This is a genomic window from Pseudomonas sp. KB-10 (assembly GCF_018221585.1).
Lineage (GTDB): Bacteria > Pseudomonadota > Gammaproteobacteria > Pseudomonadales > Pseudomonadaceae > Aquipseudomonas > Aquipseudomonas yangonensis.
Window position 1 is genome coordinate 291011 of sequence record NZ_QYYB01000004.1, and the last position, 19294, is coordinate 310304.

Sequence of the window (19294 nt, forward strand, 5' to 3'; positions counted from 1 at the left end):
TGGGCCTTACCAGCAGATGCCTTCGGCCACGCCGTTGCTGGCGTGGGGCATGAAGCCGACCAGGTCGATCACGCGCTTGCCGCTCGGTGCCTGCTTGGCCAGTTGGGCGAAGCGCTCGTCGCTGTTGCCCAGGACGATGATGTCGGCCTTCGCCACCACATCGTCCAGGTCGCTGTTGAGCAGCGAGGAAACGTGCGGGATCTTCGACTCGATGTAGTCCTTGTTGGCGCCGTGGACGCGGGCATACTCGACGTTGCGGTCGTAGATGCTCAGGTCAAAGCCCTTGCCGATCAGCATCTCGGCCAGCTCCACCTGCGGGCTTTCACGCAGATCATCGGTGCCGGCCTTGAAGCTCAGGCCGAGCAGGGCGACCTTGCGCGAATCATGACTGGCGATGATGTCGAAGGCCTTCTGCACCTGGGCGGCGTTGCTGCGCATCAGCGAGCCGATCAGCGGGGCTTCCACGTCAAGGCTGCTGGCGCGGTAGTTCAGCGCACGCACGTCCTTGGGCAGGCAGGAGCCGCCGAAGGCGAAGCCGGGCTTCATGTAGTACTTGGACAGGTTCAGCTTGTGGTCCTGGCAGACCACGTCCATCACCTCGCGACCGTCGACGCCGACCGCCTTGGCGATGTTGCCGATCTCGTTGGCGAAGGTGACCTTGGCCGCGTGCCAGACGTTGCAGGTGTACTTGATCATCTCGGCGACTTCGATGTCCTTGCGGATGATCGGCGCGTCCAGCTCGCTGTAGATGCTTTCCAGCAGGTCGCCGGAGGCCTTGTCCAGCTCACCGATGACGGTCATCGGCGGGAAGTCGTAGTCCTTGATCGCGGTGCTTTCACGCAGGAACTCGGGGTTCACCGCCAGGCCGAAATCGACGCCGGCCTTCTTGCCCGAGCAGTCTTCGAGAATCGGCAGCACGACGTTCTTGGCAGTGCCCGGCAGCACGGTGCTGCGCACCACCACGGTGTGACGTTCGTTCTTGTCGCGCATGGCCATGCCGATCTCGCGGCATACGCCTTCGATGTAGTTTAGTTCCAGGTCGCCGTTCTTCTTGCTCGGCGTGCCGACGCAGATGAACGATACATCGCTCTCCAGAACGGCAGCGGCGACGTCGGTGGTGCCACGCAGGCGGCCCTGACGCAGACCCTGTTGCAGCAGTTCTTCCAGGCCCGGCTCGACGATGGGCGATTTGCCGTTGTTGATCAGGTCGATCTTGTTCGCGGAAATGTCCACGCCAATCACATCGTGCCCCCGTGCCGACAAACAGCCGGCACAAACGGCACCTACATAACCCAAACCGAAGATACTGATTCGCATGGTATTCACCTCGTCCGTTCGATGCAGTTTCAAATACTGGCTTTTTTGGTCAAAACTAGTCCGTGAACTTGCTTTTAAATGGCGAGCAAGTTCATTCAGGCATAAGTAGAGAGCGGCGCCTGAGTTGGCACCAAGTGCGGGCCTTTATATGTAAGGTGGCCCTTTGATGTTGTCGCTTCTGCCTCGAGCGAGGCGTCTATATCAGTACTCTGGCGAGTTGCTATATCTCCCTTTTAACCACACGAACTTTTCTCGGCGTGAAGCTGTCCGGCGAAAGTCAATCCGCTGCCTGGCAGGTTCAGTTGACGAAAAGTTATGTGTTGAAATGTGTTACGGGCTGTATGAGTAGTGGCCCTTTCGGATAGTTCCTACCGTTCGTCCTGAAGCTGAACTGGAGCTGAACGGCTAAATTGATCGCAATATAGTGGCAAGTTGCAAAATGCATGATGGCACCGTTGCCAGTTAACTAACGCGAAACTATCCGATAACTAAGTAGCGCAATAAGTTCTGTGCAAAGTGCAGTCGTGCTGAAACTGTGATGCCAAGCAGGTTTTTGAGAATCAGACGCAACGGCGGCTGAATTTTTGCCAGGCGTAGCGCTCGGGGGCCGAGAGGTGACAGGCGAGCGGAGCAAAGGGAAGAGAGGATGGTGCGCAGCGCAGCGGCCAAACCCATGCAGGAGCCGATGAGCGGTGCATGGGTTTGATGAGCTTGGCGATCAGTCCTGTGGCTGGTCGCGCAGGAAAACCAGGCTGTCGGCCCTGGAGTGCTCGGCCGAGTAGCGGTAGCCCTGATAGTTGAATTCCTTCAGGCCTTCGGGGTTGGTCAGGCGTTCCTTGATCACGTAGCGGGCCATCAGGCCGCGGGCCTTCTTGGCATAGAAGCTGATGATCTTGTACTGACCGTTCTTCAGATCCTTGAACTCGGTGTCGATGATGCGAGCGTTCAGCGCCTTGCGCTTGACCGCGCCGAAGTATTCGTTGGAGGCCAGGTTGAGCAGCACATCATCACCCTGCGCGGCCAGCGCTTCGTTGAGCCAGCCGCTGATGCGCTCGCCCCAGAAGGCGTAAAGATCCTTGCCGCGGCCGTTGGCCAGCTTGGTGCCCATCTCCAGGCGATAGGCCTGCATCAGATCCAGCGGGCGCAGCACGCCATACAGGCCGGAAAGCATGCGCAGGTGGGCCTGGGCAAAGTCGAAGTCGTCTTCGGAAAAATCCTCGGCGTTGAGCCCGGTATAGACGTCACCCTTGAATGCGAGCAGCGCCTGTTTGGCGTTGGAGGGGTTGAACGGCCGTTCCCAGCTGCCGAAACGCGCGGCGTTGAGCCCGGCGAGTTTGTCGGACAGGCCCATCAGTTCGGCGATCTGCGCCGGGCTGAACTCGCGCAACTGCTCGATCAGCTCCTGGGCGTGGTCAAGGTGTTCGGGTTGAGTGAAGCGCGGGGTGGCGGGCGGGGTTTCGTAATCGAGGGTCTTGGCCGGTGAAATCACCATCAGCATGTGCAAGGTCTCCAGAAAGCGTGACGGCGATTCTAGAGGGCAGGGATCGGCAAGACCACCTATCGCGGCGATTGAGAATGGCCGATCGCTGCTGTGGTAGGCGCGAGCTCTGCTCGCGAATGAGCCGACCGCCCCTGGGAAGGCAGAAAATTCATGGCTAAGCGAAAGGCGCTGCACCTGATTGGCGCAACATGCTGCAAGTGAGGGCGGGTAAGCGAAGCGGGATGAAGCGGGTGGGACTTCTGACTTTAACGGTCGGTTGGCGGTACGCCAAGCGTTATCTGTCGCCCGTGCAAATAAACCCACATGCGGAGAAAAAAACGTTTTTCTGTCATGTGAATTGGAGTAATAAAAAAGCAAGACCGCCGAAACCTGCAGACAGGTGGCGGCCATTGGCCCTCACCTTGCTTGCCACCTTTCGGCCCCGATCTGAAAAATCGGCGGTCTCTGTCCGGCGCAGCACCGCCCTGGTATTGCGTCGCCTGGCTACTACAAGAAGGTGACCGAGTATGGATGACCACGGACGCTCCAAGCCCACCGCTCCAACCCTCTACGCCCTCGACACCAATGTTCTGATTCACGATCCCAACGCCTTGCTCAACTTCGAAGAACACCACGTCGCCATTCCGATGACGGTGTTGGAGGAACTCGACAAACTGAAGTCCGGCAAGCATGGCGTCGCCGCCGAATGTCGCCAGGCCATCCGCCTGATCGATCAGATTCTCGCTGGCGCCGAACCCGAAGACGTCGAATATGGCGTACCTATCCAGCGTGGCAAGAGCGGTCCCTGTGGGCGACTTTCCATTCTTATGAGCAAGAGCGCCGCGCCGGTTACCTGGCTGCCGGAAACCCTCAACGACAACAAGATCATCAACCAGTTGGTAGAGCTGAAAACCCGCAACCCCGGGCTTTCCGTGGTGCTGGTGACCAAGGACATCAACATGCGCCTGAAGGCGCGCGCCTGCGGTATCGACGCCGAGGACTACCACACCGACCAGCTGGTCGATGACGTCTCGCTACTGTCGAAGGGCTACCACGACATGCCCGGCTCGTTCTGGGACCGTGTGAGCAAGGTCGACACCCGTCAGGATCACGGCCGCACCTGGCACCGCGTGCAGCTCACCGACAACCTGCCGGCTGTGCACATCAACGAGTTCATCCTCGATGAGCAGGGATTCGTCGGCTGGATCAAGGCGATCAAGGGCGATGAGCTGGTGATTCTCGACATGCACCAAGAGCCGCTGCTGCACCAGGAAGCCTGGGGCCTGAAACCGCGCGACATCCACCAGGCGCTGGCGTTGTTCGCGCTGCTCGATCCGGACATCCACCTGGTCAACCTTTCCGGTGCCGCTGGCTCCGGCAAGACCATCCTGGCGCTGGCCGCGGCTATCGAGCAGACCATGGTCAGCAAGCGCTACCGGCGCATCATCGCCACCCGCAGCGTGCAGGGGCTGGATCAGGAGATCGGCTTTCTGCCCGGTACCGAGGCGGAAAAGATGGAGCCCTGGCTCGGCGCGATTACCGACAACCTCGAAGCGCTGCATATGGAGGACGAGAGCACCCACGGCAGCGTCGATTACATCCTGCAGAAGGTGCCGCTGCAGTTCAAATCCCTCAACTACATCCGCGGGCGCAGCTTCCAGCAGAGCCTGATCCTCATCGACGAATGCCAGAACCTCACCCCGCACCAGATGAAAACCATCATCACCCGTGCCGGCAGCGGCTCGAAGGTGGTGTGCCTGGGCAACCTGGCGCAGATCGATACGCCCTATCTGTCCGCGCCCAGCTCGGGCCTGACCTACCTCACCGAACGTTTCAAGGACTTCCCCCACGGCGTTCATATCACCCTGCAAGGCGTACCGCGCTCGATCCTGGCGGAATACGCCGAAAGCCATATGTAGCCTTCCGGTCGGTAAACCCGCGCCCCTGCTCGCTAGAGCAGGGGCGTTTTAGTCTGTATTAACGAATCGCCACAGGCGCTGTGGGAGCGGCTTCAGCCGCGATGATCGCGGATAAATCCGCTCCTACAGTTGCCTAGCCCGGATGCAATCCGGATGACGTGCCCGGGGCTGCATCCGGGCTACGAATTCCTGACCTGCAGGTTTACAATCGGTGGATTCCCGCCAGGAGCTTTCCCGTGCTGACCCACCTCGATTCCCAAGGCCGCGCGCACATGGTCGACGTCACCGACAAGGCGACCACCTTCCGCGAAGCCACCGCCGAAGCGCGTGTGCGCATGCTGCCCGCTACTCTGCAGATGATCGTTGCCGGTGAGCATCCCAAGGGCGATGTGTTCGCCGTGGCGCGCATCGCCGGCATCCAGGCGGCGAAGAAAACCAGCGATCTGATCCCCCTGTGCCACCCGCTGATGCTCAGCGGCGTGAAGGTCGAGCTGAGCGCCGAGGGCGGTGACACAGTGCATATCACCGCACGTTGCAAACTGTCCGGGCAAACCGGTGTCGAGATGGAGGCACTGACTGCCGCCAGCGTCGCCGCGCTGACCATCTATGACATGTGCAAGGCCGTGGATCGCGGCATGGTCATCGAGCAGGTGCGCCTGCTGGAAAAGCTCGGCGGCAAGAGCGGTCACTACAAGCTGGAGGAACAAGCATGATCCGCGTGCAGTATTTCGCCCGCTACCGTGAAGCCCTGGGCCGTGACGACGAACAACTCAGCGGCGACTTCGCCACCCTCGACGACCTGCGCCTGCACCTGATGGCTCGCGGCGGCGAGTGGGAAGTGCTGGGCGAGCAGAACCTGATGTGCGCACGCAACCAGGAGCTGTGCAGCCTCGACGAGCCGCTGGCCGAAGGCGATGAAGTGGCCTTCTTCCCCACCGTCACCGGCGGCTGATGCTGCTGTCAGCCGCTGCTGCGCTCGTTGTCGCGGCTGAAGCCCCTCCCACCGCTCCAAAGCCCTACCGAACGGACACACCGCATGACCATCCGCGTCCAAACCCAACCCTTCGATCCCGGCACCGAGCTCAATGCCCTGCATGCCGCCAACCTCGGCATCGGCGCGGTGGTCACCTTCGTTGGCTACGTGCGCGACTTCAATGATGGACGCGAAGTCGGCGGCATGTTCCTTGAACACTTCCCGGGCATGACCGAAAAGGCCCTGGCCAAGATCGCCGATGAGGCGCGCGAGCGCTGGTCGCTGCTGGGCATCGAGATCATCCACCGCGTCGGTCGGCTGGAGCCGGGCGAGCCCATCGTCTTCGTCGGCACCAGCAGTGCCCATCGGCAGGCGGCGTTCGACGCCTGCAACTTCGTCATGGATTATCTGAAGACCCGCGCGCCGTTCTGGAAGAAGGAAGACACCAGCGAAGGTCCGCGCTGGGTCGAAGGCCGCTGCAGCGACCGGAGCGCGGCCGAGCGCTGGCAGAAACCGTAGCGACATCTACCAGGTCGATGCCTACGGCGCGCCCTACGCCAGCGCCAGATGCACCCGCAGCGCAATTGGCACCAGCATCAGCAGCACGCCCAGGCCCAGAACCCGCACGCCCCATTCGTGTTCGCGAAAATTGAAGCCGACTCCCAGCATCAGAAAGCCGCCGATCAGCAGTACCAGCATCAGGTGATAGTGGTCCATCGCTCTTCTCCGCTTCGCCATCCTGTATACAGCCTAGTCCCTGCATCTCGTTTCAGCGCTGATCTGAGGCAATGATTGGCTGACTCGATTGGCGACAAAATGCGTCTCGATCGGTCGCTGTCTGGCGTCATGGCGTGCCCCATACTGTGCGCAGTCATCGTCAAGGATCGTCCATGCGCCTGTTTCCCTCCCTTCTGCTCGTCGGTCTGCTGGCTGCCGCGCCGCTGGCCGCTGCCGAGCGCGGTTTCACCATCCTGCACAGCAATGACTGGCAGTCGCGCCTGCTCGGTTTCGGTCCCAACAACGAATACAGCCCGGCAACGGTCGACGATGACGGCACGGTTGGCGGCGTGGCGCGCCTGGCCACCTTGTTGAGCGAGCGCCGCGCAGCAGCCGGTGACGAGCCCCTGCTGTTGCTCGATGGCGGCGACTTCACCATGGGCACGCTGTTTCACACCATCGCCCGCGAGATGGGCAGCGAACTGCGCCTGATGACCGAGCTGGGCTACGACGCCGCGGTGATCGGTAACCATGAGTTCGACTTCCGTCCGGCGGGCCTCGCCGCGATGATCAGCTCCGCGCACAAGGCCAAGGGCGATACGCTGGTGCCGCTGCTGTCGAGCAACATGCGCTTCGATCCGGCGAGCAAGGCCGACGACAGCCTCGAGGCGCATGCCGAGGCCGGGCGCATCCTGCCATACAAGCTGATCGAGCGTGGTGGCATCCGCTTCGGCCTGTTCGGTCTGCTCGGCAACGACGCCGTGGCGGTCAGCCCGATGATCAAACCGGTGACCTTCGCCGACCCGGTGGCCACCGCGAAGGAAACCGTAGCCAAGCTGCGCGAGAAGGGCGCCGAGGTGGTCATCCTGCTCTCGCACATGGGCGTCACCCAACAGGACGATGGCAGCTGGCGCGGCGAGGAAGTGGAGCTGGTCGAGCAGGTGCCGGGCATCGATATCGTCGTCGGCGGGCACTCGCATGTGGCGCTGCCGCAGCCGGTATTGGTCAATGGGCATACTCCGGTGGTGCAGGCCGGTTCGGAAATCCAGTACCTCGGCGAGCTGCGCATGACCCTCGGTGACGACGGCGTGCCACGAGTGCGCGACTACCGTCTGCATGCGGTCAATGACAGCATTGCCGGCGATGCGACCATCACCGCCAAGGTCGAGGATTTCAAGCAGGTGGTCAGCGAGCGCATGCTGGCGCCCAAGGGCTATCGTTTCGACCAGCCGCTGGCCAAGGTCGACCAGAGCCTGGGCCGCGACTTCAGCGACCAGACCCTGGCCAACCTGGTGACCGATGCCCTGCGTCATGCGGTGGACGCTGACCTGGCCTTCACCGGCAACGGCACCATCCGCGATGACCTGTTCAAAGGCCGCAACGGTGTGCAGGATGTCTCCGACCTGTTCCGCATCGCGCCGCTGGGCATCGGCCATTTCGACGACGAACCCGGCTACCCGATGATCAAGGCTTACGTCAGCGCCCGTGAAATCAAGTCGCTGCTGGAGGTGCTGCTGCTCGCCTACCAGCTACGCGACAGCCAGAGCTACTACCCGCGGGTCTCCGGCGTGCGCTTTACCTACAACCCCTGGCGTGTGCCGTTCGACCGCGTCAGCCGCATCGAGATTGGTGATCCGGTCAGGGGGTACCGCGACCTGGATCTGAACGACACGCGCCTCTACAGCATCGGCGCCACCAGTTACGTCGGCAGCTTCACCTGGCTGGTGCCGGACCTGACCAAGGGCCTGCTCGACGTAATCCCCAAGGATGCCGAGGGCAAGCCGCTGCCGCGTATCGAAGACGCCATCGTCGACCAGGACCCGGAAACCGAAGGTGTGCAGGAACTCAAGGAATGGCAGGCGCTGCTCGACCATATCCGCAGCCTGCCGGATCTCGACGGCGACGGCCTGGCCGATATTCCCACCACCGGCATCGCTGCCGAAGCGCGCATGATTCGCGCGCCCAGCCTGCATCCGGTCGAGATGTTCCGCCTCGCCGGGCCGCTGCAGTGGGGCACCAGTGCGGTGATCCTGGCTTGCGAGCTGCTGATCCTCTGGCTGCTGAGCCGCCCGTTGCGGCGACGGTACTGAGCGCCTGGGGCGCGCTGCGTGCCGACTCCGGTACGCAGTGTGCCTTTGCTCATCCGCCGCGATCTTGCCAAGCCTGGCCTGCCTCCGTATGGTGCAAAGCCGCCTGATTCGGAAGCTATGCAATGATCGCTCAGCACTGCCCGCTCGCTGACCGTGCTCAACCGGGCCGTTCCCGTTCGGATAAAACTGGCGCGGCAATCGCCTTATGAACGCACTTCAACACTCGCGCCCGCTGGCGCTGTTCGGCCTGTTGCTGGCCAATCTCTGCTGGTCCGGCAATGCCCTGGTGGCGCGCGCCTTCGCCGGTGAAATCGCGCCGTTCACCCTGTCGTTCTGGCGCTGGTGCCTGGCCCTGGCGCTGCTGCTGCCTTTCGTCGCCATGCCGCTATGGCGTCACCGCGTGGCCGTGGGCAATGCCGGCTGGCGCTTGCTGGTGCTTGGCGGCCTGGGCATCGCCGGCTACAACTCGCTGCTCTACAGCGCCGCGCAGACCACGGCGGCGATCAACATTTCGCTGGTCAACACCTGCCTGCCGCTGGTGACCTTCATCGGTGCCGGGCTGTTGCTCAACGAGTGGCCGGCGCGCCGTGCCTGGTGGGGCATGCTGGTGGCCGTGGCTGGGTTGGCGGTGCTGATCAGCCAGGGACAATGGAGCCGCCTGGCCAGCCTGTCGTTCAACCAGGGCGACCTGATCATGCTGCTGGCCGTGGTCGACTGGGCGCTTTACTCGCTGCTGCTGCGGCGCTGGTCGGCGTACCTGCAGCCGATTCCGCCACTGGCCTTGCTCGGCGTGTTCATTCTGCTCGGTGTGCCGCTGATCCTGCCTTTCTACCTCTATGAACTGAGCCAGGGCACACACCTGACGCTCAATGCCGCCAATCTCTCGGCCATCGTCTACACGGCGGTGTTCGCCTCGCTGGTGGCCTACCTGGCCTGGAACCATGGCATCCGTGTGATCGGCGCGGCCAAGGCGGCGCTGACCAACTACGTGATGCCGGTATTCACCGCGTTGCTGGGCTGGGTGCTGTTGAACGAGAGTCTGCAGCTCTACCACTGGCTGGGCGCCGCGATGATCTTCGGTGGTCTGCTGCTGGCCACGCGGCCGGGCAAAAGCGCCTGAATAAACTCCCCTCTCCCGCTTGCGGGAGAGGGGCCGGGGGAGAGGGTGCTTAGTCCGGCTTCATCATCACCAAGGCCTCACCGCCCTTACGATCGTGCATCAGGATGAAAGACTGCCCGGCGATCATCATCTTCACCGGTACCTTGCGCGGCACCGTGGTGCCGGCGCTGACCGCTGCGGCCGTCAGCAACTGACGGGTCAGCGTGTCGTCCTGCTGCGTCTCGCTGGTCACCACGCATTCGTGGCTGACCTTCACCTGCATGCTCAGGCTCTTGTCAGCGTTGAAGCCAATGACGGCAAAGCCCATATCGGTCATTTCGGTGATGCCATACTCCCGCGCCACGCGATGCGCCTCGGCAAAGCTCGGCGCCGTCCGCAGACAGATATCGCGAAAGGCCTGCACCACCGGCGAGGTAACCGGTACTGGTGGCTGCGAACCCAGGTTGGCGCAGGCGCTCAATAGGCTGCAGCCGACAAGCAAGGCGAGCTTTTTCATCACATCTTCCTTAATGAAGGTTGGTTCAGGGTTGCTGGCAAAGATCATGCCCGAGCAACTGCGAGGCCAGCCCCCTGGCCAGATAGGTTTCCACCACACGGCCGTCGCCGCAGTCGGTCTTGTGACCGATGGCGATGCCGATGGAAAGCACAACGAATAGCGCCAGGCCGATATTCTGGATGGGCGTCATGACAGGGCTCGTTTGGTCAACAAGTGGGGCAGGATGAAGAGGTGGGCAGGGGATGGCAAGTGCCAACACCACCGTCGGCACCTCCAGTGATGCAGCGATGTGACCGTTACGGCAGGGTGATCGACAGGCTGCTAAGCGCGACCTGCGCGATAAGCGTCCAGGCGATGGCGCTAATGATGCCCAGCACGCCATAGCCGACAACGATGCCAATGGCGATCTGCTTCCACAGCCCGGCGAAGCGGTTGGGTTCGTTGCGGTAATGCGTCGGCATATCACGCTCCGCCCGCAGATCGTCGAAGTCGTCTCTCGCTCTCAAGGTGTTCTCCTGGTTCATGGGCCAGCGCGCGGCGGCGCTGCAGCCTGCTGCAGGTGGATTTTCCGGGATCGTCCGACAGCCCCGCAAGCACCGTCCGAGCAATTGAGCGGTGAACCGCAGGCTCGGAAACGAGTGATTGGGCGCGCCGCCAGCGGCGAAGCCTAACCGCTTGATAAAACGTAAATTTATCGTTGATCTGGGGTTGACAGCAGTGGGCGAGACGCGGACAATGCGCGCCGTTGGCTACATAGCTCAGTCGGTTAGAGCGCAGCATTCATAATGCTGATGTCCCAGGTTCAAGTCCCGGTGTAGCCACCATATATTTCAAGGGGTTAGCGCAAGCTAGCCCCTTTTTATTTGGGCCGGTGTCCCCTAACTGTCCCTATCTTGTCCCAGTGAGGCCGAGATGAAGAAAGAAGAGTTCCTGAGATGCCTGGATTTTCCAAGCGAGTGGCTGACTCTCAATCTCTACCCCGACGAGCTGTTCCGTATTCAGATCGCTGAATATCAGCCTGAACATCGTTCGTCCTCTGAACACACAAGAAACGGCGCTTTCAGCTGGTGGCTCCATGACGAGCCCTCTGAGACGCTACTTGTGCAGCTCGCTCTCCTAGCCCGTATAGATCCCGACCCACTCTTGAGTGCTGACATCCAGGCAAGGATCAGGGCTTCTCGCTACTACAGCTCCAAGGTAGAGAAGGCGCTGACTGAGTCTAATCCTGACTGAGCAACGCCAGCGGCGAGTAGGTCAGGGCTGTGGCGAAGTGATCCGGCGCGAGGTGCGAATAGCGCATGGTCATCTTGATGTCGCCATGGCCCAGGATGCGCTGCAGGGTGACGATGTTCCCGCCTTGCATCATGTAGTGGCTGGCGAAGGTATGGCGGAGTATGTGGGTCATCTGCCCTGGCGTATGCAGGCCGGTGCGCTCGTAAGCTTTGCGGAAGGCTGACCTGCAGGAGCTGAACAGCTTGCCGTTTCCAGGGTAGCCACGCGACAGAATGAGCTTCTCCAGCTCTGCCGGGATCGGCACCGAACGACTCTTGCCATTCTTGGTACGTACGAAGCGCACTTGGCCATTGGAGACCTGCGGCCGGGTCAGGCTTTCTGCTTCATCCCATCGAGCACCGGTAGCCAGGCAGATTTGGGCGACAGGCAATGTATGGCTATTGGTCGAGGCGGCGCATTCCTGCAGGACAAGCCGGCATTCATCCAGGGTGAGGAAGGCGCGTTCTGTTTCATCCACCTTGAGCTGACGCAGCAATGCCAGCGGGTTGGCCTCATGCCATACGCCCAGGCGGATCAGCTCGTTGAACACGGCTTTCAGGTAGCGGTGTTCGTGGTTCACGGTGGCCGGGGTGCAGTCTTTGAGGCGCTGGGTACGGTAGCGGCCAAAGTCCAGGGCGGTGAAGGTGGCGGCAATAGGGTTGCCCAGGGCATGCGCTATGGCCATCGTCCGGCTGTAGCGGTAAGGGTCTTTCAGCGTGGAGCCGTGCAGCTCTTGCCACGTATCGACCAGATCGGACAGGCGTTCGCCCGGATCACGGCCACGTTGGCTGTATTGGCGGCGGGTGTCGGATACCCAGCGTTCGGCCTCGCTCTTGGTGCGAAAGCCACGTTTGCGCTTGCGGATACCGGCAGATTTATCGAGCCAGAAATCGACGTCCCAGCCCTTGGGTCCCTTGGTGATCAAACGGCACGCCCCCAACGAACGCTGCGTTCCTCTAGCAAGGCTTTGAGGTGTTTGTAGAGGCGGTCTTCATCGAGGCCCTTGGAGGCGTAGTGATCGCGGATCACCGGCCAGCAGTCCCATTCCTTGAGGGTGTAAAAAGCTTTTCTAGCGCCCACTCGCTCCCGTGCCAGCAGGCTTACGAAGTTTCCCAGGAACAGTTCCACGTTCTTGCCGGAGAAGCCCCGCGACGTCTTGTAGTAGCGCCTGTAGTCGGTGTCATCGAGCAGGGAATCGACCGGCAGATCGACGCGCACGTCATCGCGGATCAGCGTCCAGATCGGGGCGTAGTAGCCGCGACGGGCAAGGTATTTGAACTGGTTTAGGCCGTAGCGCCACAGGCCGTCCAGATGGCCCGCGAAGGCTGCAAAGGTGCGGGTGTCGATCACTTGTCCGCTCTGCAGGTCTACCGAGCCACTGGCGAACTGCTGGACGATGGAATGGTGGTAACGCAGCTCAACGCGCCATACATCCTGGGTGGGGTCGTAGTTATCCGGGTCGGTTTCGTCGAAGCTGTCACGGCGACGCCAGACGCTTTCCCAGTAGTCGAGCTTGTCGGTGGCCCTGGCCTGTTCGGTCTTGTTGTAGATGCAGAGCTGCAGGCCGTTGGCCGAACCGAACATCGAGGTTTCACCGCGGCCATACACGCTGGATTTCGTGGCCCAGTGCAGTTCGTTGATGCCGGATACATCCCGGTGCGAGCGGGCACGGCAATGCATGTTGCTGACCAGATCGGCGGGAGGCGTCCAGCCCTGCAGATCGAGGGCAAGATGCACCGCGCATTGATTGACCTCGATGTTCGTCAGCACCTGGGAGGCGTAGTGATCCAGGCGGGCCTGCAGGCGCTCGGGCGACAGGTTGTCGATGGCATGGGGTGACACCTCTATTTTCAGGTGTGGGCCGATGTTCTCGACTTTGGCGTTGAAGTTCTTCACCAGCAGCACGAACCCCAAGTCAGCGTTCTGCAGCTTGTACTGGTAGCCCGAGTCACGGCTAACACGGCCCGAGTGCCAGCGCTCACCGGCGAAATCGACAATGGCGCCCGGCTTGTCGAACAGGCCCAGGATGTCAGGGCGCAGCAGGCCCTTGTAGAGCTGGCGGACGGTATCGACGCCGCAGCGGAGCAGGCGAACGGCAGACAGATCGACAAAGCCGGTCTTGCCGATGTCCAGGAACAAACGACCATGAGGGGACTCAAGGCCGGTTTGGTTATCTACGCGGAAGAAGTCTTTAACGGCGTCCATTTGATTTCCTGTTATTGAAGGTTTGTCACTCGTTCAACTGCTTGTTATCTGACGTGTTACAGGGACGTCAGGCGGCGCTGCGCCGCTGTGGCACCAGCGCCCGTTGCGCTACGCTGACTCGGCGCTGGTGTCAGCTCGCGGCGCGCTGCGCCCCCGACGCACCCGAACCCGTCTCGGCTGCGCCGAGACACACACGGATGCGTCAGGGGCTCGCACTTCTCTTGCTTCATCCATCGTTCAAACTCTCTGAATGGTCTTTTCTGCTCGATCAGGCACGGTTGCTCCTGGGTGTAGGAGGGCACCTGGGGACGATCAAAGGGCGGGAGGCTGGCGTACCAGAGAAAGGCGCTGAGCAGCGCCAGGAACACGAGGTGCAGGCAGTCAGCGAAGTGCAGCGGGCGGGGCTGGATCAACACCAAGGGCTTTGCCCTTGTCATCCCACTCTTGCCGCCGAGGGCTCGGGAGCGTGGGGCGGTGAAGCTGCCCCACTCTCCCGTGGTCAGGCTTGTTTTCATGGCGTGGGGTCAAGGGTTCGCTGCGCCCGTGCTTCCGTTCGCCGGAACGGTGGAGCTGTTCCGACGAGCCGGGAGCGCGGCCCCTGACCCGGAACCATCGGCGGAATGGGTCAGGGTCATGCGGCCCAGTACGTTGCCGGAACCATGCCGGTCGCGGTGCCGCATCGCCCTGATAGTGCGGATGGTGTCGAGATAGATTTCAGAGGGAAACCGATCTTTACCATCCAAGTTAACGGTTATGAGGCATGCGTCTTTCTGAACGCCCTCCACGGGGACAATCACCCCAACAACAGTGACGCAATGCCAGACGGTCTCCGGCTCATCATCCCAGCACAGTTCGACCAGAACGGTCTGGCCGATGTAGCCAAAGGCATTGGAGGCATCCAGGGTGAGGCCGTAGCTATTCATGGCTGTAGTCCCCCGCCTTGAAGGACTCCTTACCGTTCAGCAGATCGGCGCGAAGCTTGCCGACGTTGACCATACGGAAGTCGGCAAAGGTCGCGCTGGGCAGGGTTCCGTCTTCTACCCACTCGGTCACTTCATCGACCGGAATGCCGCTGGCAGATGCAAAGGTGACGATGCTGCACAGATCGCTGATGGCTGCACCCAGCGGGACGACGTTGCCGTGGTTCGGGTTGGCCTTATTCATCGACGTAATCCCCCTGCGCAAAGATGGTCTTGCCCTTGGCCAGATCGGTGCGGATTTGGGCGAGGTGAACGAGGCGAGGGCGGCCCATCTTCACGCTGGGGATGGTGCCGCTCTGCATCCAGGCGATCACGGTGTCGGTGGAAACACCGTTCATGGCAGCGAAGGTTTCCTTGCTGCAGGTGAGGGCGTTACGGCAGTCGAGATAGATGACGCGTTTGCCGTCTACGTCGAAGCTGACATCGAAAGGTGGTTCGTTCAGGTGCTGAGTAGTCATTGCCTATCCCTGCCTATGAAATGCTCATAAACTGTGGTTAATGGGTATTCAGGTGTGACGAAATATTCGTCAGCGGGAGAAACTATACATGACGAAATATTCGTCGTGACGAAAATTTCGTCATTTTATAGACGGTTTTAGAATATGGAAGAAAGGCTAAGAGAGGTTGTTAGGCATATAGGCCCGTCAGCCTTGGCCAAGAGCACGACCATCAGCGACCGTCGCCGGTGGCAGACCGTGGCGACAGACATCAGAACCAAGACCAGGGTGGAAGACCTGTCCGCGCTGCTGGCGGCATACCCTGAGTACGAGCTTTACATTGTTCGAGGGGAGGTTGATCCATCCCGAGGACAGATCAGTCCGGCCTACGCCGAAGCAGACCTAAAATTGGCAGGACAAGAAGCGGGCAGCAGGTAACAGCGGAAGTGGCCCGGCGATGGTTCAGCCGAACAACGTGACTCCAGGGAGAAGGGCATGGGAAACATCATCGACATGGCGAGCTTCGAGCATCTGCGCCGGTCAAACACCGATGACCGCTACACGTGCCCGAAGACCAACGTAACATTCCCCTACATCTACAAAGTGCTGGTGCCGGACGGCGATCTAGTGGATGACGTGCCGGTCTTCATCGGCACCTACAGCACAGAGTACCGGCTCAAAGAGCCATCGAGCCTAGAACAGCTTCCAGGCTTTCCCCCTCTAACGGCAACAAAGATCAGCACGCTCGATGCTGCCGATGAAATCTATCTCGACGTAATCCACTTCACCAACAAAGACAGAGCGCTTGGCTTTAGGCAGGCCTGCGGGCACCTAGGACTGGAGCCAGAATACGTCCGCTCGTTCAAAGATGAACAAGGCGTGTTCATATTGCTGCGAAGGGATGATGCCCCAAGAAAGGTGGGGCATATCATCTTTAGAACCAGCGATGTTCAGTTTATACATGGGCTTGCTGCTGATATGGAGTGCGAGTATGTAGCAGCATTTAATGTATTGGGTGAATTGATTCCTCTTCAGTCAATTGAAAATAACGAAGAGGAATGAAATGGTTTAAGGCTGATTGTTTGTACTTATTTCTGTTTTGGCTCTTCTTAATTTGCGCGGGTCAATTTCGACTTCCGTGTTTCCGGTTTTTAGTTTAACCATTGATGCTGTTCCCATTATTGCAGACGCAAGCTGGTCTGCTGGGTGCACTAAGCTCTCCACTTTTTCGCCTTGAGGGGTGAATAGGTTTCTACTCAAACTGTCTAGTAGTTCTGGCGGTATAGGATTACCTTTTGCGTCATTCCATTCTAAGCTGGTTTCAACAATCCAACTTGCTCTTTCCATGTCAAGTTCAAGTTGTTTTAGTTGGAACTCTGCAAGTGAGTGTTGTTCAAACCAACGATTTTGCCAGCGGATATAAAAAAGAATAGAACCAACGGCGCCAAATGAGTAAATTACTTGCTTTAGTCCGGGTATCCATAAGGCACTTGTGTCGTTCAGGGTGAGTGCGTGGTAGAAGTCTCTAATGGAGAATCCTGCAAGCGCAATGAACAGGACGATAAGCCCCAGCATTGATGCTGCAACTGGCGTTCTTAGGCTGTTTGTGCCGCTGGTTAGTTTGAATTCAGTTTGGCGTTTTTTAATTTCACTAATAATATCTTTGCGAATTTGTCGTCTTGCGTGAGTGTTGCTCTTGCTGTCGAGTTCTTTCTTTCTTTCTTCAAACGCCTGTTCTTTCTCTTGAAGCTGTTCGCTAAGCCGCTGATGGTTTTTAGTTAGCTCCTGTTCTCTTGTGCTGAACGCTTCCTCTAGAGTGTGTAGTTTGCTTAGGTGCTCGGCCTCAAGCTTTTTTCTATATTCATGACTGTCGAATATTAGTTTTTCGTTCAGCTCTTCAAGGCGACTCAGCGTCGCTTCATGGATTGAAGCTAGCTCTTCTTGCTCTTTAGAGTTTTTGCCGCCTACGGTTCTGCCTGATTCTATAGCTTTTAGCTTTTTTACTACGGTGTAACCAATTTCTATTTTTTCATTATCACCTAGTTTGCAGTCATTTCCAGGGATTAGTTGTAGATCATCGGTATAAGGGGACTTTGGCTCTCCGGTGCCGCCACGATATAGTCTTAAAAGAAATCCCCCTACGTTCAGAGATAGGCTAAAGATTAATTCTGAGTTCTTCTTGATTAGTTCAGATACTTCTTCGTTTTCTTCCGGGTTTGCCGGGTCGAAAGAAAAGCTTGCTGATCCTAGTAGGGATGTGCTGGCTGTTTGCTTGTGGCTGCTTAGTTTTACTGCGATTTCTTTGAAGCAATCAATTAGTACTTTGTCTTTTAGTCTTGGGATTTTTATTGTCTGGCTCAAGCTTGATTGCTCCTTTGGTCATTTGTTTAAGGATTATCTTAAGATAAATATTTGGGTTTTTTAATAGATAAGTATCACGGATAGATATTTTGAAAGTCCGCAACGGTGAATCCATTCAAGCGCTTGTTCCCGACCAATATGACGGGAACGCCATTGCCGCCAATTGCGTCATAAGCTCTGCGGGCGTTCTGATTTTTCTCGATATCGTATTCCACGAAGCTGATGCCGTTGCTCCGGAAGTACTGACGGGCCTGCTTGCAGTATCCGCACCAGGCTGCGGAATACATGATGACGCGCTGCGATGTCGCGTTCTGGGCTGGCGTGAAGGATTCGTAGCTGACGCTTTCGTAGGAATTGATCTTGAGCGAGAGTTGCTCGGCTTGATCCTTGTCCTTTGGCTTGTCGCCGAAATGAACGCGCCCGTTCTCATCCGTCCACTTGTAGATTTCCGCAGAGCAGATCAGCGGCAGGATGGCGATCAGGGCAAGGAGGAATCGGGTCATGCGGCAGCTTCCATGCAGGGGAGGGCGTGCTGGCTGTCCCAGGAGCGCCACTGTTCAGGCAAAAGAGGTGTCCCCTTTCTGCCTCAAAACACCATGCAACGGATACTAGCCAATAGCTGGCACCGGTGAAAGCCCCGTTTTTACAGGCGTCCAGCTTCTTCCGAAGGCAGAAGACTTTCTTTGACCGATAAGGCTCACTGCCAGATATCAGGAGCCGTCGTAGATATCCAGGGAGAGTGATATGCCTCGGTCGCCCAGGCGCTTGAGCGTTGAAGGAGAAATATCTAGTCCTTCGTTACTCTCCTGCAGGAACAGGCCGCAGAATAGGTCGCATTTGTAGGACTCTGATAGTTTGCTCCAGATATCGAGGTCATCTGTGAGCTGATCAAGTATCTCTTTTGCTTGACCGTCAATATCCTCTGGTTCATGAGCTTGAGCAGACAGCGACCAATGACCTGATTTTCTTGTTACGTTCCTACCTGTGGATTTGATTGTGAACGTCTCGCCTTTGGCATACATCGTCGTCCCTTCTCGGCCGAGAAGCTTCGATATCTCCGAGGGATTCAGGCTGTCACCCATTATTCTCAGTGACGCCCTTGAGCGGCTGACGTGTGCCATACGGTGCTTCTCGCTATTTGACCAGAATGAGCCGACTCGTGATGCTTGGTTGCATATCGAGCAGGTTCGGATTGGGGAAGTGTCCCCTTGCGCCCTAAAAAATCCAAGTAGTGGATATTAATAAGTGAATAGTGGTAGCTGAACCCCCGATTTTACTGGCTTCCAGCGTCTGCCGAAGGAGGTGGCGCTTTTTCATAATGCTGATGTCCCAGGTTCAAGTCCCGGTGTAGCCACCATAAATTTCAAGGGGTTAGCGAAAGCTAGCCCCTTTTTATTTGGGCTGGTTTCCCCTGGCTGTCCCAATCTTGCCCCAGCGATGGCTCGATGTAATCGCTGCCAGTGCAGAGCTGCACAGTGACCGGTATCAGCGCAGCTGAATGCCGCCGATATGATGGAAAATGACCCGATCAAGGAGGATCAGAATGAGCAAACCACATCACTGGAATGACTGGGCTGGTGTACTTACAGTCATGATTCAATGCGTTGTCTATATCCCGCTTTTCTACGTCATTTTTATGCCTTGGCTTTGCCTCGCACTGGTCAAATTTGAACTAGTGCCGTTCATACCTGGGTTTTTCCAAGCCATGGCTTCAACTGGGTGGCTCATTGCTTCTGCGGCAGCTTTCCTATTTGTTGTTTTTGTGCTGCTTCGTGGACTCTTCAGAAAAAGAAGAGAGAGTTCGCGGGCTTCTAGCTAGCCCTGTTCTGATGGCATGCACAGTAGAGCAAGAGACGAGTGGGTCAGGTTTCGGCTTCATCCCGGCGAGCCCCCACAAAATCAAGTTCGTCTCCTTTTCTCCAAGCTA

At 58.7% G+C, this 19294-nt stretch carries 23 protein-coding genes and 1 tRNA gene; 10 read left to right on the forward strand and 14 right to left on the reverse strand.

Going from position 1 to position 19294, the window contains the following annotated elements; genetic code table 11:
- Positions 1 to 6: 6 nt before the first annotated feature.
- Both algD and yaaA read right to left on the reverse strand, forming a co-directional pair.
- The gene (gene algD / locus DXK50_RS13075; protein WP_161865049.1) at positions 7 to 1317 is read right to left on the reverse strand and encodes a GDP-mannose 6-dehydrogenase; all 1311 of its coding nucleotides are present in this window, start codon (positions 1315 to 1317) and stop codon (positions 7 to 9) included.
- A gap of 718 nt (positions 1318 to 2035) precedes the next feature.
- Positions 2036 to 2815 carry a peroxide stress protein YaaA gene (gene yaaA / locus DXK50_RS13080; protein WP_212630611.1) on the reverse strand — a complete coding sequence of 260 codons (780 nt, stop codon included), beginning with the start codon at positions 2813 to 2815 and terminating at the stop codon, positions 2036 to 2038.
- A gap of 509 nt (positions 2816 to 3324) precedes the next feature.
- Between yaaA and DXK50_RS13085 the strand changes: the two genes are divergently transcribed.
- The 4 genes from DXK50_RS13085 (at position 3325) to moaE (ending at position 6208) form a co-directional block, all read left to right on the forward strand.
- Complete coding sequence (locus DXK50_RS13085) at positions 3325 to 4716, forward strand: PhoH family protein (protein WP_161865051.1); 1392 nt, start codon at positions 3325 to 3327, stop codon at positions 4714 to 4716.
- A gap of 236 nt (positions 4717 to 4952) precedes the next feature.
- Positions 4953 to 5429 carry a cyclic pyranopterin monophosphate synthase MoaC gene (gene moaC, locus DXK50_RS13090; protein WP_212630612.1) on the forward strand — a complete coding sequence of 159 codons (477 nt, stop codon included), beginning with the start codon at positions 4953 to 4955 and terminating at the stop codon, positions 5427 to 5429.
- The gene (locus tag DXK50_RS13095; protein ID WP_212630613.1) at positions 5426 to 5668 is read left to right on the forward strand and encodes a MoaD/ThiS family protein; all 243 of its coding nucleotides are present in this window, start codon (positions 5426 to 5428) and stop codon (positions 5666 to 5668) included. The genes moaC and DXK50_RS13095 overlap by 4 nt, the downstream gene beginning before the upstream one ends.
- Before the next feature lie 84 nt (positions 5669 to 5752).
- Positions 5753 to 6208, forward strand: coding sequence for a molybdopterin synthase catalytic subunit MoaE (gene moaE, locus DXK50_RS13100; protein WP_212630614.1), 456 nt, complete (start codon positions 5753 to 5755; stop codon positions 6206 to 6208).
- A gap of 33 nt (positions 6209 to 6241) precedes the next feature.
- Here moaE and DXK50_RS13105 read toward each other — a convergent pair whose 3' ends face one another.
- A complete protein-coding gene (locus DXK50_RS13105) occupies positions 6242 to 6406 on the reverse strand; it encodes a hypothetical protein (protein ID WP_178101776.1) in 165 nt (54 codons plus the stop codon).
- Between the two features lie 173 nt (positions 6407 to 6579).
- On the opposite strand from DXK50_RS13105, the gene DXK50_RS13110 reads away from it, so the two are divergent.
- Both DXK50_RS13110 and DXK50_RS13115 read left to right on the forward strand, forming a co-directional pair.
- Positions 6580 to 8496, forward strand: coding sequence for a bifunctional metallophosphatase/5'-nucleotidase (locus tag DXK50_RS13110; RefSeq protein WP_212630615.1), 1917 nt, complete (start codon positions 6580 to 6582; stop codon positions 8494 to 8496).
- 205 nt (positions 8497 to 8701) lie between these two features.
- Entirely contained in the window at positions 8702 to 9616 is a 915-nt protein-coding gene (locus tag DXK50_RS13115) for a DMT family transporter (protein ID WP_161865054.1), read from the forward strand.
- A gap of 49 nt (positions 9617 to 9665) precedes the next feature.
- On the opposite strand, the gene DXK50_RS13120 is transcribed toward DXK50_RS13115, so the two are convergent.
- The 3 genes from DXK50_RS13120 to DXK50_RS13130 all read right to left on the reverse strand — a co-directional run bounded on the left by DXK50_RS13120 (position 9666) and on the right by DXK50_RS13130 (position 10636).
- Entirely contained in the window at positions 9666 to 10160 is a 495-nt protein-coding gene (locus tag DXK50_RS13120) for a hypothetical protein (RefSeq protein WP_249186826.1), read from the reverse strand.
- Positions 10138 to 10302 carry a hypothetical protein gene (locus tag DXK50_RS13125; protein ID WP_212630616.1) on the reverse strand — a complete coding sequence of 55 codons (165 nt, stop codon included), beginning with the start codon at positions 10300 to 10302 and terminating at the stop codon, positions 10138 to 10140. The genes DXK50_RS13120 and DXK50_RS13125 overlap by 23 nt, the downstream gene beginning before the upstream one ends.
- 106 nt (positions 10303 to 10408) lie before the next feature.
- Positions 10409 to 10636, reverse strand: coding sequence for a hypothetical protein (locus tag DXK50_RS13130; RefSeq protein ID WP_212630617.1), 228 nt, complete (start codon positions 10634 to 10636; stop codon positions 10409 to 10411).
- 223 nt (positions 10637 to 10859) lie between these two features.
- Here DXK50_RS13130 and DXK50_RS13135 point away from each other — a divergent pair.
- Together DXK50_RS13135 and DXK50_RS13140 are read left to right on the forward strand one after the other, a co-directional pair.
- Positions 10860 to 10936, forward strand: a tRNA-Met gene (locus DXK50_RS13135).
- Between the two features lie 88 nt (positions 10937 to 11024).
- Complete coding sequence (locus DXK50_RS13140; RefSeq protein WP_183896177.1) at positions 11025 to 11345, forward strand: hypothetical protein; 321 nt, start codon at positions 11025 to 11027, stop codon at positions 11343 to 11345.
- On the opposite strand, the gene DXK50_RS13145 is transcribed toward DXK50_RS13140, so the two are convergent.
- The 5 genes from DXK50_RS13145 to DXK50_RS13165 all read right to left on the reverse strand — a co-directional run bounded on the left by DXK50_RS13145 (position 11332) and on the right by DXK50_RS13165 (position 15027).
- Positions 11332 to 12309, reverse strand: coding sequence for a phage integrase (locus tag DXK50_RS13145; protein WP_212630618.1), 978 nt, complete (start codon positions 12307 to 12309; stop codon positions 11332 to 11334). The two genes, DXK50_RS13140 and DXK50_RS13145, sit on opposite strands and share 14 nt — an antisense overlap.
- Positions 12306 to 13589, reverse strand: coding sequence for a hypothetical protein (locus DXK50_RS13150; protein WP_093048913.1), 1284 nt, complete (start codon positions 13587 to 13589; stop codon positions 12306 to 12308). The genes DXK50_RS13145 and DXK50_RS13150 overlap by 4 nt, the downstream gene beginning before the upstream one ends.
- Before the next feature lie 524 nt (positions 13590 to 14113).
- Positions 14114 to 14512: a hypothetical protein gene (locus DXK50_RS13155; RefSeq protein ID WP_212630619.1), complete on the reverse strand. Its 399-nt coding sequence runs from the start codon at positions 14510 to 14512 to the stop codon at positions 14114 to 14116.
- Positions 14505 to 14753: a hypothetical protein gene (locus tag DXK50_RS13160; protein ID WP_212630620.1), complete on the reverse strand. Its 249-nt coding sequence runs from the start codon at positions 14751 to 14753 to the stop codon at positions 14505 to 14507. The genes DXK50_RS13155 and DXK50_RS13160 overlap by 8 nt, the downstream gene beginning before the upstream one ends.
- On the reverse strand, positions 14746 to 15027 hold the full coding sequence (locus tag DXK50_RS13165; RefSeq protein WP_037002676.1) for a MerR family transcriptional regulator: 282 nt from the start codon (positions 15025 to 15027) through the stop codon (positions 14746 to 14748). Before DXK50_RS13165 ends, DXK50_RS13160 begins: the two co-directional genes overlap by 8 nt.
- A 474-nt stretch (positions 15028 to 15501) precedes the next feature.
- On the opposite strand from DXK50_RS13165, the gene DXK50_RS13170 reads away from it, so the two are divergent.
- Positions 15502 to 16068, forward strand: a complete 567-nt coding sequence (locus DXK50_RS13170) for a hypothetical protein (RefSeq protein ID WP_212630621.1) — start codon at positions 15502 to 15504, stop codon at positions 16066 to 16068.
- Positions 16069 to 16074: 6 nt separating this feature from the next.
- On the opposite strand, the gene DXK50_RS13175 is transcribed toward DXK50_RS13170, so the two are convergent.
- From DXK50_RS13175 to DXK50_RS13185, 3 genes are all read right to left on the reverse strand, one after another.
- The gene (locus tag DXK50_RS13175; RefSeq protein ID WP_212630622.1) at positions 16075 to 17367 is read right to left on the reverse strand and encodes a hypothetical protein; all 1293 of its coding nucleotides are present in this window, start codon (positions 17365 to 17367) and stop codon (positions 16075 to 16077) included.
- A 74-nt stretch (positions 17368 to 17441) separates the two neighbouring features.
- Positions 17442 to 17870 (reverse strand): glutaredoxin family protein, encoded by a 429-nt coding sequence (locus tag DXK50_RS13180; protein WP_212630623.1) that lies wholly within the window; start codon positions 17868 to 17870, stop codon positions 17442 to 17444.
- Positions 17871 to 18077: 207 nt separating this feature from the next.
- Positions 18078 to 18488, reverse strand: coding sequence for a DUF4279 domain-containing protein (locus tag DXK50_RS13185; RefSeq protein WP_212630624.1), 411 nt, complete (start codon positions 18486 to 18488; stop codon positions 18078 to 18080).
- Between the two features lie 422 nt (positions 18489 to 18910).
- Here DXK50_RS13185 and DXK50_RS13190 point away from each other — a divergent pair, with 422 nt between their 5' ends.
- A complete protein-coding gene (locus DXK50_RS13190) occupies positions 18911 to 19186 on the forward strand; it encodes a hypothetical protein (protein ID WP_212630625.1) in 276 nt (91 codons plus the stop codon).
- The last annotated feature ends 108 nt before the right edge of the window (positions 19187 to 19294 follow it).

Coding starts and splice junctions, on each gene's coding strand:
- moaE (WP_212630614.1), top strand. CDS start 5,753: ATGACCATCCGCGTCCAAACCCAACCCTTCGATCCCGGCACCGAGCTC.
- DXK50_RS13160 (WP_212630620.1), bottom strand. CDS start 14,753: ATGAATAAGGCCAACCCGAACCACGGCAACGTCGTCCCGCTGGGTGCA.
- DXK50_RS13130 (WP_212630617.1), bottom strand. CDS start 10,636: ATGAACCAGGAGAACACCTTGAGAGCGAGAGACGACTTCGACGATCTG.
- DXK50_RS13185 (WP_212630624.1), bottom strand. CDS start 18,488: ATGGCACACGTCAGCCGCTCAAGGGCGTCACTGAGAATAATGGGTGAC.
- DXK50_RS13110 (WP_212630615.1), top strand. CDS start 6,580: ATGCGCCTGTTTCCCTCCCTTCTGCTCGTCGGTCTGCTGGCTGCCGCG.
- DXK50_RS13115 (WP_161865054.1), top strand. CDS start 8,702: ATGAACGCACTTCAACACTCGCGCCCGCTGGCGCTGTTCGGCCTGTTG.
- DXK50_RS13180 (WP_212630623.1), bottom strand. CDS start 17,870: ATGACCCGATTCCTCCTTGCCCTGATCGCCATCCTGCCGCTGATCTGC.
- DXK50_RS13150 (WP_093048913.1), bottom strand. CDS start 13,589: ATGGACGCCGTTAAAGACTTCTTCCGCGTAGATAACCAAACCGGCCTT.
- DXK50_RS13140 (WP_183896177.1), top strand. CDS start 11,025: ATGAAGAAAGAAGAGTTCCTGAGATGCCTGGATTTTCCAAGCGAGTGG.
- DXK50_RS13165 (WP_037002676.1), bottom strand. CDS start 15,027: ATGACTACTCAGCACCTGAACGAACCACCTTTCGATGTCAGCTTCGAC.
- yaaA (WP_212630611.1), bottom strand. CDS start 2,815: ATGCTGATGGTGATTTCACCGGCCAAGACCCTCGATTACGAAACCCCG.
- DXK50_RS13170 (WP_212630621.1), top strand. CDS start 15,502: ATGGGAAACATCATCGACATGGCGAGCTTCGAGCATCTGCGCCGGTCA.
- DXK50_RS13190 (WP_212630625.1), top strand. CDS start 18,911: ATGAGCAAACCACATCACTGGAATGACTGGGCTGGTGTACTTACAGTC.
- DXK50_RS13085 (WP_161865051.1), top strand. CDS start 3,325: ATGGATGACCACGGACGCTCCAAGCCCACCGCTCCAACCCTCTACGCC.
- DXK50_RS13095 (WP_212630613.1), top strand. CDS start 5,426: ATGATCCGCGTGCAGTATTTCGCCCGCTACCGTGAAGCCCTGGGCCGT.
- DXK50_RS13125 (WP_212630616.1), bottom strand. CDS start 10,302: ATGACGCCCATCCAGAATATCGGCCTGGCGCTATTCGTTGTGCTTTCC.
- algD (WP_161865049.1), bottom strand. CDS start 1,317: ATGCGAATCAGTATCTTCGGTTTGGGTTATGTAGGTGCCGTTTGTGCC.
- DXK50_RS13155 (WP_212630619.1), bottom strand. CDS start 14,512: ATGAATAGCTACGGCCTCACCCTGGATGCCTCCAATGCCTTTGGCTAC.
- DXK50_RS13105 (WP_178101776.1), bottom strand. CDS start 6,406: ATGGACCACTATCACCTGATGCTGGTACTGCTGATCGGCGGCTTTCTG.
- DXK50_RS13120 (WP_249186826.1), bottom strand. CDS start 10,160: ATGATCTTTGCCAGCAACCCTGAACCAACCTTCATTAAGGAAGATGTG.